This is a genomic window from Dyadobacter pollutisoli, from assembly GCF_026625565.1.
In the GTDB taxonomy this organism is placed as follows: Bacteria; Bacteroidota; Bacteroidia; order Cytophagales; family Spirosomataceae; genus Dyadobacter; species Dyadobacter pollutisoli.
This window is the reverse complement of record NZ_CP112998.1, coordinates 6,778,423-6,789,854: the sequence shown is the minus strand read 5'-3', so window position 1 is coordinate 6,789,854 and position 11,432 is coordinate 6,778,423. Positions and strand designations below refer to the sequence as shown.

Genomic DNA, 11,432 nt, shown 5'->3' with positions numbered 1-11,432 from the left:
TTGGCAAGCCTTCAAGGCTTACCAAGTCTTTCTTAATAATTCCCCTTGTACTCCCGCGGCGTATGCCCAATGTACCTCTTGAAATTCCGATTAAAATTGGAAAGTGAATCGAAGCCGCTGTCGTAAGCGATCTGTGCAATGGTCCATTTATCTTCCAAAAGCAGCTTGCAAGCGTGACCTATCCTGATTTCGTTGACAAAGTCAATGAATGTTTTGTTAGACCTGGCTTTAAAATATCTACAAAACGCCGCCTCCGTCATCCCCGCCAGGGATGCTACATCACCCAGCCTGATCTCCTGAAAGAAATGCTGTAAGACGTAGTTATGCACTTTTTGCATGCGTTCTGTTTCTGAAATCTTGTAAGTATTGACATACCCGTAGCTGGAAATCGGTTCGCCACCCGGCTCGTGCGCCAGCTTATCGAGGAGCGTCAGCAATTGGATAATGCTTTTGAAACCTTCCGCGTGATTGAGCGAAACGAGTTCATTGCGGATATGCTCACGCAAGACACCTTTGTATTCAATCCCTCTTTTGGAATCCATAAAAAGTTGGCGCAACGCCAGCATTTCAGGCTTTTCGAGGAAGTCTTTCCCGAGGAAATCCTCCTGAAAATATAATACGATCCCGTGAGTGGAAAGCGACGAGCCAGGCTCAAAATACCCCGGGTCGCTCCTCCATAAATGTGGTACGTCGGGACCCAGAAAAACAGTGTCGCCCGGCTCGAAAGTCTGCACCGAATCACCTATCAAACGCTTGCCCGTACCCTCCATCACTGTGAACAATTGGTAATGCGGATGAAAATGCCAGTTGGGGTCAAAATGAGGCGCTTTTAGCTCCTGAACAGTGACTGTATGGACTTGGCTTTCTATGTTTTTATGAATGGGTGCCTTCATGTAACCGACCTTAATTTTACCACAAACCTCTTTATTTCACAATATTAATATCAAAATATGATTAGTTGCAAGTTATACTCCTCAAAGAGGCGTTAAAGACAAAAGTAAAATTCAGTTATTAAGTGGCAAACGAATATCCGGCTGGCAGCGTTATCTTGTACACCCGGTATGGAAGATCCGACCTGGAAACGTAGAGTGGCATGGTTATTTTTATTCAAAGAACCGGTCAAATTTTTACAACCATTTTGTCAGATCCCACGTCCTCATTATCTCGTTCCTAAAAATTTAAGTGCTATGAAAAACCTATTACATTCACTCACAATGGTACTATTTTCCCTACTGGTTTCAAGCTGTGGAAAAACCACCACAATCAGCAGTAATATGGAGCTTACGGGAAAATGGCAACTGGAAAGTATAGTGCAGGAGGAAGATACGATTCGCAAGCCAGGCCCTGCCAAAGGACAACTGGATGTGAGCCTGAATTTTAAAGACAAAGGAGAACTCGAAGGAACATCATCAACAAATTATATTACGGGATTTTACGAAACAGCGCAGCAAAATACCATTCAGCTGGGCGGTGGCGGAACCGAGCGCGCTGAAACTTCCTGGGGCAATCTTTTTGTGAATGCGCTCCCGAATGTCAATGTGTACGATCTTAAATCAAACCGTTTGATTTTATTCTACGAAAACAACAATCAGCTAATTTTCAGCAGAGTGCAATAATTTCGGTATCCGATAACGGATTTTAAAAGGCAGCCTTCGATAGATTTCGGGGCTGCTTTTTCTTTTTTGACCGTACTAGTAGCTTTATTTTACCCTGCTAGCCAGTTATTGCCTTTTCATCAAATCAATATAGAGTCAATAATCGTCAAATGATGTGGATATATACGTATGATTTTTCTTTAAAATTGTAAGAATATTATCAGGACATTTACACTGATAAAGTATCCTATTTAACAACTCCGCCACTTCCCAGACAGAAGGGCCGCTTACAACCCGATTGATGAAGTATAGTATGAATCTCCTGCTATGGGGAAACCAAATTGATGACAGTCTTTTTCCAACCCTTGAATTGATCAAGAAAATCGGTTTTGACGGAGTAGAGGTCCCCATTTTCAATACTAATCCTGAACATTGGTTTAATTTCCGCAAGAAACTCGACGATATCGGTCTTGCATGTGAAACCGACACGATATGTGGCCCCGATGAGCATCTGATCAGCCCTGACTCTGCGATGAGAAGGCATACCATCGACCGCCTAAAAAGTGCATTGGACTGCTCACTGGTTCTTGGCGCCACCAAATTAATGGGACCATACCATTCTGCATTGGGCGTGTTTACCGGTAAGCCTGCCACGGAGGAAGAATGGAACTGGGGAATAGAGGGTATCAGAGAAGTTGCAGACTATGCGGAATCGCTTGACATTACGCTTGGCCTGGAATATCTGAACCGGTTTGAATTGTACCTCACCAGCTGCGGAGACGAGCTGATCCGGTTTGTAGACGAAGTAAATCACCCGAACTGCAAGATCATGTTCGATACTTTTCATGCCAATATTGAAGAAAAGAATATTGGAGATACCATTCGCAAAGCCGGTGATCGGATCTCATTTATCCAACTTTCCGAAAATGACCGTTCGACACCCGGTAAAGGAAATGTGGATTGGGAAGGCGTTTTCAAAGCCATCAATGACATTAAATACGACGGCTGGATTAGTATCGAAGCATTCAGCCCGAAATTGCCGGTCGCCAACATCTGGCGCAAAATGTTCGAATCCGAAGAGCAGTTGATGCGGGATGGGCTGGCGTTTATCAAATCCAATCTTGCGTAGTCACGGGTTAGTTGCATGCCTATGGCATTTCAACTAGCTTGAATGTCGTTTTCTCCCTACCGCGCGGCCGCCGAGGTTATATGCCTACGGCATTTGATGGTTTGAAATACTTTCTTCCCGTACCGCGTGGCGGCCGCCACGCGGCAAAAAACCCATTCATTCTTTCTAAGCCAAAATCGCGTCAGCGATGTAACATTGGTAGAGATTTTGCAACATTATACCAGTTCCTAAATCGCGTCAGCGATGTAACATTGGTAGCATAATTTTATATTAAATCCCCATTGCCAAATCGCGTAGCGATGCAACCTCGGTGGCCTCCGCGGTAGAAAAATCACCCCTCATTCATTCCAGATCAAAATCGCGTCAGCGATGTAACATTGTAGCGGCTGACTTCGCTCGACGATACCGTTTTTGAATCGTGCCTCAAAATGTAATCATTGATGCAAATACTTATCAATTAAAATATTGCCAGAAAAAATTGAACAAATAAAACGATTTTCAGATCACCTCATATTTTAATGTAAATCTGCTTTCTAATTATTTTGGATTAGTCTAAATAAGACTAGTTTTGCCTTACTATTTAGAAAGCATCTTATTTACATCACAGCATGAGAACATATATTTTACTCCTTTTTACCTTTATCAACGTCGCCGCATTCGCTCAAACAGGGAAAATTAAAGGCCAGGTCACAAATGGTTCAGGCGAACCCATAGAGTCCATTAACCTGATATTGAAAGGTACCGGCAGAGGTACCGTTACAACCGCCTCCGGTGATTTTGAGTTTAATACATTGCCAGCCGGAAATTACCAGGTTATTGGTACAGGAGTGGGTTTCAAGCGCATCGAAAAGCATGTCTCCCTTAATGCCGACGAAACGGTAACATTGCAATTGACAGCCACGGAAGATGCGCACGAGCTGCAAACAGTGGAAATCACAGGCCGCCGCGAGACTACTTACAAAAATGACCTGTCGTTTATCGCCAGTAAAACGGCGACGCCAATTAAGGAAGTGCCGCAGGCGATCAGCTACATTACGAAGGAAGTAATGCGCGACCAGGGCACTTTTCTGATGGGCGACGCAGTGAAAAACATGAGCGGGGTTAACCAGTTCACTTTCTATGATGACCTTACAATCCGTGGTTTCCGCATGAATGGTGGCAGCACTACCCAGCTTGTAAACGGCCTCAGGACATTCTCGGGCTTTTGGAAACAGCCGCCGGTAAACTACCTGGAAAGAGTGGAAGTGATCAAAGGTGCCGCGTCTGCATTGTATGGCAATACGTCGCCGGGCGGAACCATTAACCGGGTTACCAAAAAGCCTTTAACAACCCCACAAAAATCGCTCACATTCACGACCGGCAGCTTCAATACACTGCGGACGCTGGCTGACTTTACGGGGCCAATGAACGAAAAGAAAACATTGCTGTATCGCTTGAACCTCGGATACGTAAATGCACAAGGTTTCCGAAACCTTCAATTTGACAAAAACATCATCGTAGCCCCATCTGTATCGTTCTTACCAACCGATAAAACCCGCATCAATTTTGACCTGGTGTACAACAGATCCAACAGTCGCCTCGATCGCGGGCAGTCGGTGAAGGGAAATGACCTGTATTCCAGCTCCATCAAAACTTCACTGAATGCAGTGAATGATTACCTCAATGAGGAAACCTACCTGATCACGACTTCGCTGAACCACCAGTTTACCCAAAATACCTCATTCAATGTGGCCTACCTGCGTACCGGCTACTCTGAGGATCTGCTCGAACACCGCAGCAGCAATGTCAATGGTGTGGATTCGGCTGGAAAATCGATTGAAAACCTAGTGGCAAGACAAGTTTTTATCCGCAAAACAAAGTCTTTTATGGATAATGTTTCATTGTTCGTGAACCATAACTTCAACACAGGAATTGCAGAACATAAGCTTGTTGCGGGATACGACTACATTCAATCCATGACCCCAAAAGGCTCGGGACAGCAGACAGCGAATGGTTATTTGTTGAAAGCGGGAGGTGCTGCGGCTTACAATGCTAAAACACCTGAGAAATACATTTTCTACAATTACACTGAAAATGGTGTCGTAAGAAGTATTCCTAAACCCAACATTTCGCACTACGACCTCACGTTGCAGAACAACAACATGGAGGATCCTTCCAAGTACACTTTCAATGTCATTACCAATTCTGCCACTACACCTGTTCTTTACAAATTACACGGTCTGTACTTGCAGGAACAACTCAAAATCAAACGTTTACAGATTTTGTTGGGGTTGCGCTATGATACCTACATTGATAAAAAGAACTACACTACCAATAATGAAGCCAATGTGACTCAGCACGCTTTGCTGCCACGTATCGGGGCGGTGTATACGCTGACGAACAATATTAATGTCTATGGTACTTACACCAAAGGATACAATCCTCAGGACGCCACTGTACAGAGCGATCCGTTGTCAGGCGGACCGTTTGACCCGATCCGGAGCAGTTTGTCGGAAGCAGGTTTGAAAACAGAATGGATCGACGGCCGGTTGACAGCCAATGTATCTGTGTACCAGATCACACAAACCAACACATTATACTCAGCCAATGCAGCGGACAACCCGAATTTGATGCAGCAAATCGGTGAAGAAAAAGCGAAAGGTGTTGAGTTTGATATGACAGGAAACATCCTTCCTAACTGGAATATGATCCTTACATACAGCTATAACGATGCGAAGATCACGGACGCCGGTTCCAAAACAACGGATCAGGTTCTGGTGAATCTGCAAAAACCCAATGCGCCTAAAAATCAGGGAAGCTTATGGACAAAATATACATTCGTGAACAATGCATTAAGCGGCTTTGGGCTTGGTTTGGGAGGAAATTTTGTAACTGAGCGCAATGTTTCTATCAACAATACGCAAACCTTACCAGGTTACGCATTGCTGAACGGAGCGATTTATTACAAGATCGACAAATTCCAATTCCAGGTTAACCTGAACAACCTTGCCAACAAAACATACTGGGTTGGCGGATACGATTACCTGCGACTTTTCCCTGGCGCTCCACGCAATTTTATGGCGACGATATCTTACACTTTTTAAATGTTGGTCTATTTCATAAACTGAACCTGTGAAAAAAACATTGAAGAAAATTGCATCGCAACTGCATTTATGGCTGGGGATTTCCTCCGGCCTTGTGGTTTTTGTAGTGGCCCTGAGCGGCTGCCTGCTTGTGTTCGAAGACGAGCTGGAACCTGTTATCAACAAACAATTTCATGTCGTCAATGTCGTCGATGGTCAGCCAAGACTTCCGTTGGATGTTTTGCAGCGCAATGTCGCCCGGCAGTTTCCCGGCAAAAAAATAACCAGGATCTCATTCGAACCGGGTGCTGATCGTACCGTTGTTTTTGGATTAAAATCCGGCAAAAAAGAAAAGGATATATTTTCCGTTGCAGTCAATCCTTACACCGGACAAATCGCTGGTACGAGGCAGGAAAATGATGCTTTTTTTCACGTGGTACTGCAACTACACCGCTACCTGTGCCTCGAAGAAACCGGGAAGGTGATTACCGGCATTTCGTGTGTCATGTTCCTCGTCATCATGATCACCGGGCTGGTACTCTGGTGGCCCAACAGAAAAAACCGCAAGCAGCGTTTTACGGTAAAATGGGGTGCCAAATTCAAGCGGTTGAACTGGGATTTGCACGCCGTATTCGGGTTTTACACGCTGCCAATCGTGTTTATCATAGCGGCTACAGGCCTGGTTTGGAGTTACAAATGGGTCAACAACATGATCTACATTACTTTCGATGGCAAGCCTCAGCAAAAAAGAGAAGCGCCGGCGAACATTTCATTAGTACCGGCGAGCCAAGGCACTTTGGAAAAGATATTCACAGAAACCAATCACCAGCTTCCCAATCCCGGGAGAATACTAATGACCATTCCTGAATCCGACAGTATTTCCATCACCGTGTCCAAAGCCGACGATCATGCTGCAATCAGCAACATTGTCAATTTCCTGTATTTCGGTAAAAATGATGCTCGGCTGATCAGCAAGCGACTTTATGCCTCGGAAACGAGAGGAATGAAGGTCAGGAGGCTGGTGTACCCGATCCATACAGGCAGTCTGCTAGGCTGGCCCACCAAAATCATCGCATTCCTGGCAGCGTTGATCGCGGCGACATTACCGGTGACGGGGATTATTATCTGGCTTGGTAAGAAGACGAAGAGTAAGAAAACGCCGGTCAGAGCGGTTGGTGCGAGAAGACGGGCTGCAAAGTCCAAGATTGTCGTAGAGGGTTAGAGAGATTTAATTAAGAATTTCTTAACTAATTTAAGATTTTCTTAATTTTCTGATATCTTGCGTGCAAATACACACTATGATTATTTTTAGTACTAGTACGTTTCGGACTTTTATTGAACTGCATCCAGATATTGAAGATGCGCTCAACAACTGGAGAGCGATTGTTACAAAAGCGAGCTTTTCAAACTTTTCAGAAATTAGAAATCTATTTAATTCTGTGGATGCTGTTGGCAACGATTTGTATGTGTTTAATATCAGAGGAAACCGTTACCGTCTGATTGCCCGGATACACTTTAATGTGAGAACTGTCTATATCAGGTTTATAGGGACTCATAGTGAATATGACAAACTCGACGTCAAAGCTTTATGAAAAACGAAACTTCTAAATACAAGGTAACAAACGAGCAGGAACACGCGGAACTACTGGCGCGGGTCGATGTCTTGATGCGAAAAGGCGAAGAAAATGTGACATCTGATGAGTCAGAAGAAATTCGCCAGATCGCGCTTGCTTTGGAGGCATATGAGCTTGAAATTTATCCAATTTCAGCGCCGAAAACTTTGGAAGGAATGATTGAGTTACGTATGTACGAAATGCGTCTTAAACAAAAAGACCTCGCCGAGACGTTGGGTGTTTCTCCCGTCAAATTATCGATGATTCTCAGCGGAAAACAAAAGCCCGACATTCCATTTATCAAGGCACTTCATAAAAAATTGAACGTTTCCGCTGATTTCATTTTGGAACATATTTGACATTGAACTTCCCAACATTAAAAATGCCGTAGGTGATTGTTACATACCTACGGCATTTTTATATCGTATTGACTTTTATTTTCTACCGAGGTTACATCGCTACGCGATTTAGCACGGTCGCAAAAATCGCGTAGCGATGTAACTTCGGTAGCATTATGTTTGCATACCGCGCATTCAAAATGCCGTAGGCATGCAACATTATGCACATCAATAAACCTTCGCCAACAAATGCGGGCGCTCTTTTTCTAATTTCAGAATCAGTTCTCCAAAAAGCGTGTTGACCCAGGCGAACCATTTACGGGTGAACTTGGCGTCGTCGTCTTTATCGAATGATTCATGCATAAAACCGGTATGGTTATGCGTCATTTTCAGCTGCTTCAATTGCGCCTCAATTTCCCTATCGTCCGTAGAAGTGATAGCCCGGGCAATGATCCCCATTGGCCATACCTGGTCCACCAACGTATGCGGACTTCCCAATCCCTCTCCCGCTTTACCTTTGAAAAAATATGGATTAGAATCGCTCAGGACGAACTTCCGGGTATTGATATAAATTGGATCTTTCACCGACATCGCTCCCAGGTATGGCATACTGATCAGTCCAGGAATACCGGCGTCATCCATTAAGAGGTGATTACCAAAACCGTCCACTTCGAATGCATAGATCTTACCAAATTGAGGATGTGGATAAACCGCGAACTTTTTCAATGCATTCTCCACTTCCAGTGCCAGCGCCTTAAATTCCCCAGCCAGTTTAGCTTCTTCTGAACCCGCTGTTTTTTCCAAAAGCTCGGCGACTTCACGGAATGAAACTACTGCAAAGAAGTTGCTTGGAACAAAAAATGGGAACACCGTAGCATCATCCGAAGGCCGGAAAGTACTCGCAATCAACCCGTTTGGTTTAATGGGATTACCATAGCCGTTGCCGGGAACCGTATCGGTAGACCATGAAGTAACGCGGCCAAACTTATAGGGACCAGGACCCGTTTTACGCTGCTGTTCTTTGCAGGTTTGCAGGATTAGCCCCATCGCTTTCCGCCAGTCGGCGTCGAAAGGTTTGGTATCACCGGTTGTTTTCCAGTAGTTATATGCCAGCCGGATCGTGTAGCAAAGTGAATCCAGTTCCCATTTCCTTTCGTGGAGCATTGGTTTCATGGCCGTCGCGTCTTTCGTCCACTCGCTTTCCTTCGGGCGGTCGTAAAATGCATTGGCATAGGGATCGATGATAATGCATTTGGTTTGACGGTTGATCAGCCCCGCTACCATTTCCTTTAAGTGATCGTCTTCTTTTAATAAAGGCAGGTATGGCCAAACTTGTGCGGTACTGTCACGCAGCCACATGGCGTCGATGTCGCCCGTAATCACGAATGTATCGGGTTTGCCGTCAATGGGCTTGTAATGAACGGTGGTATCGATCGTGTTAGGAAAACAGTTTTCAAACAACCAGGCCAGCTCGGGATCCTTAACCACTTTTTTCATTCTGACGATCGTCGCCTCTACCGCCGCGCTTGTAAAGCTGCGCTTATCGGCTGGAATGCGCACTACCGGGAAATCTGCGGCTGCATTTTTGGCAAATGACCATTTCGAAATGCCTAGTCCTGCAACAGCCAGGGCACTGGTCTTTATGAATGTTCTGCGTTCAAACATTGGATTCAGGTGAAAATTTGAATTCTTAAAAAATTTTAAAGAAGCAATTTAGGTAAATTTTTCTGCTTCGCTTCATAAAGAAATCAAACCTTAAAGACCAGCTTATTACGGTAAAGAATAACCAAAATCGCAAACCACAATGTTAGGTACAGCAATGCATAAGCCAGCGACGCATTCATCGGATCGGAGAAAAGTGGCGAGATCTGGTATTGGTAGAGATAGGGCACAAAATCCATTTCTGCACCCGTTGGATTAGTTACTTTAACAGCATTCAAAATCCTTACGATCAGACCGGAAAAGAAGAAAACGACCATCGGATTTACACCAAAAATCACAAAGAATGTCGTCCAGCCGGAGTAACCTTTTACATCAATAATATAATACAGTAAAGCCAGGCATAACAGCGCCCAACCTGCGGCGTACAACACAAATGAACTGGTCCAAAGCGCTTTGTTCAAAGGAAAAGCCAGGCTCCACAGCCAGCCCAATGCTATACCGCCCAATGCTGCCATTAACAGGTACATTACCCTTTTGTTTTTATCCATGTTCGCCCGTAGCAATGTCCCGATCAGCAAACCCGCAATGCCCGTGCCGATCGCTGGTATGGTACTCAAAAGTCCTTCCGGGTCCCAGGTTTTGGAAGTAGCCCACAAATGTCCGGGCAGTAGCAGATTATCCAGCCAGGCAGCCAGGTTTGTGCCTTTATCAAGATTGGCCGCGCCCACTCCCGGAACCGGAATTAATGTCATCATGCCCCAGTAGCCGAGTAGTAACACAACGCCCACAATGGCCTGCGTCACCCAGCCGGATCTCAGATATAGTAGTGACGCGATCAGATACACGACGGCGATCCGTTGCAATACGCCGGGAATCCGCACGGTTTTAAATTGTTCAAATCCGCCAAATGCCAACACCATCATGACCAGAAATATGGACAATGCTGTGATAAACTGCCATTTCCGGTCGTAATCTGCAAATAATGCGACCACCACGATTGCGGTAAAAACAAGCCGGATGCCTAGCAATGGTAACCCTTCCAGGCCAAACATATGGATCCTGCTGAAAAACCCGTAAAACACGCCGAGGCAAAATATCCGGAGTGTCCGTGTCACAATCTTCTGGACAACAGTCGCATTCCACGATTTTTGAGGAGTAGCCAGCACAATGGAAATGCCTACAATAAAAAGAAAAGTAGGAAATACGAGATCAGTAGGTGTGCAGCCGTGCCACTCAGCGTGGAGCAGCGGCGCGTATACATGCCCCCAGTCGCCGGGATTGTTAACGATGGTCATCATGATAATGGTGAGCCCGCGAAGGACATCCAGCGAGAGTAGCCGTTGCTTCATATCAATATTTAAGAGTTTAGTTTTTCAATTACAATACTTTCCTGACCATATGAAAATACCTATGTCCCAGAAAGTCCTTTTCTCCGGCAACATCAAATCCCAGGTCTTCATATAGTCTTTTGGCTGCTGGATTGACCTTATCCACGATCAATCCCACTTTTTCGAAACCTGATGAGGCTGCAAGTTCACAAAAGGCAGTAATCAGCTTCTTGCCAATCCCTTTTCCCTGATGCGCCGGGTCGACACTCGCACAATCTATATAATATTCTCCGGCTTCCGTTTCGTCTCCGGGTGTAAAATCCGGCTGAAACTCGCGCAAACGGTCGATGACCGGCTGACGCAACTCGTGAAGCCGCGCACCATCGTAACCGGTAACAGAGCCGATAACCCCGGTCTCATCTTCAAAAACCAATGTATTAATGTAGCTGTACTGATTATCATCTCTCTCAAAGAATGTCTTCACCAGCGGAGTAGCAGCCTCATAATTTTCCGATCCTGCAAAAATACCCGCAATGTGTCCCAATGCCTGAACTAACAATGGCGCGACAGCATCTGCATCTTCCGGGGTCGCTTTCCTGATCATGAATTGTGTTTTTGGTTAAATAGCGTTATTTTTCTAGCCATTTTTTGCTTAAAAACCTCCAATGACTTAAAAATACATCAAAATACAGTCAGTACTAATCA

Annotated in this window: 10 protein-coding genes; 6 read left to right on the top strand and 4 right to left on the bottom strand. The window is 45.0% G+C overall.

The window, feature by feature from the left end; translation table 11 throughout:
- Nucleotides 1–32: 32 nt before the first annotated feature.
- A complete protein-coding gene (locus ON006_RS28155; protein ID WP_244821523.1) occupies nucleotides 33–893 on the bottom strand; it encodes an AraC family transcriptional regulator in 861 nt (286 codons plus the stop codon).
- Nucleotides 894–1,187: 294 nt separating this feature from the next.
- Here ON006_RS28155 and ON006_RS28150 point away from each other — a divergent pair, with 294 nt between their 5' ends.
- From ON006_RS28150 to ON006_RS28125, 6 genes are all read left to right on the top strand, one after another.
- Nucleotides 1,188–1,616, top strand: a complete 429-nt coding sequence (locus ON006_RS28150; RefSeq protein WP_244821522.1) for an META domain-containing protein — start codon at nucleotides 1,188–1,190, stop codon at nucleotides 1,614–1,616.
- A 280-nt stretch (nucleotides 1,617–1,896) separates the two neighbouring features.
- The gene (locus tag ON006_RS28145; protein ID WP_244821521.1) at nucleotides 1,897–2,724 is read left to right on the top strand and encodes a sugar phosphate isomerase/epimerase family protein; all 828 of its coding nucleotides are present in this window, start codon (nucleotides 1,897–1,899) and stop codon (nucleotides 2,722–2,724) included.
- A 608-nt stretch (nucleotides 2,725–3,332) separates the two neighbouring features.
- A complete protein-coding gene (locus tag ON006_RS28140) occupies nucleotides 3,333–5,807 on the top strand; it encodes a TonB-dependent receptor (RefSeq protein ID WP_244821520.1) in 2,475 nt (824 codons plus the stop codon).
- Between the two features lie 28 nt (nucleotides 5,808–5,835).
- The gene (locus tag ON006_RS28135) at nucleotides 5,836–7,008 is read left to right on the top strand and encodes a PepSY-associated TM helix domain-containing protein (RefSeq protein WP_244821519.1); all 1,173 of its coding nucleotides are present in this window, start codon (nucleotides 5,836–5,838) and stop codon (nucleotides 7,006–7,008) included.
- Between the two features lie 76 nt (nucleotides 7,009–7,084).
- Nucleotides 7,085–7,378 carry a type II toxin-antitoxin system HigB family toxin gene (locus tag ON006_RS28130; RefSeq protein ID WP_244821518.1) on the top strand — a complete coding sequence of 98 codons (294 nt, stop codon included), beginning with the start codon at nucleotides 7,085–7,087 and terminating at the stop codon, nucleotides 7,376–7,378.
- A complete protein-coding gene (locus ON006_RS28125) occupies nucleotides 7,375–7,758 on the top strand; it encodes a helix-turn-helix domain-containing protein (protein ID WP_244821517.1) in 384 nt (127 codons plus the stop codon). The genes ON006_RS28130 and ON006_RS28125 overlap by 4 nt, the downstream gene beginning before the upstream one ends.
- Nucleotides 7,759–7,965: 207 nt before the next feature.
- Here ON006_RS28125 and ON006_RS28120 read toward each other — a convergent pair whose 3' ends face one another.
- The 3 genes from ON006_RS28120 to ON006_RS28110 all read right to left on the bottom strand — a co-directional run bounded on the left by ON006_RS28120 (nucleotide 7,966) and on the right by ON006_RS28110 (nucleotide 11,331).
- Complete coding sequence (locus ON006_RS28120; RefSeq protein ID WP_244821516.1) at nucleotides 7,966–9,402, bottom strand: glycoside hydrolase family 125 protein; 1,437 nt, start codon at nucleotides 9,400–9,402, stop codon at nucleotides 7,966–7,968.
- An 83-nt stretch (nucleotides 9,403–9,485) separates the two neighbouring features.
- Nucleotides 9,486–10,748 (bottom strand): acyltransferase family protein, encoded by a 1,263-nt coding sequence (locus tag ON006_RS28115; RefSeq protein WP_244821515.1) that lies wholly within the window; start codon nucleotides 10,746–10,748, stop codon nucleotides 9,486–9,488.
- Nucleotides 10,749–10,776: 28 nt separating this feature from the next.
- Entirely contained in the window at nucleotides 10,777–11,331 is a 555-nt protein-coding gene (locus ON006_RS28110; protein ID WP_244821514.1) for a GNAT family N-acetyltransferase, read from the bottom strand.
- Between the last annotated feature and the right edge of the window lie 101 nt (nucleotides 11,332–11,432).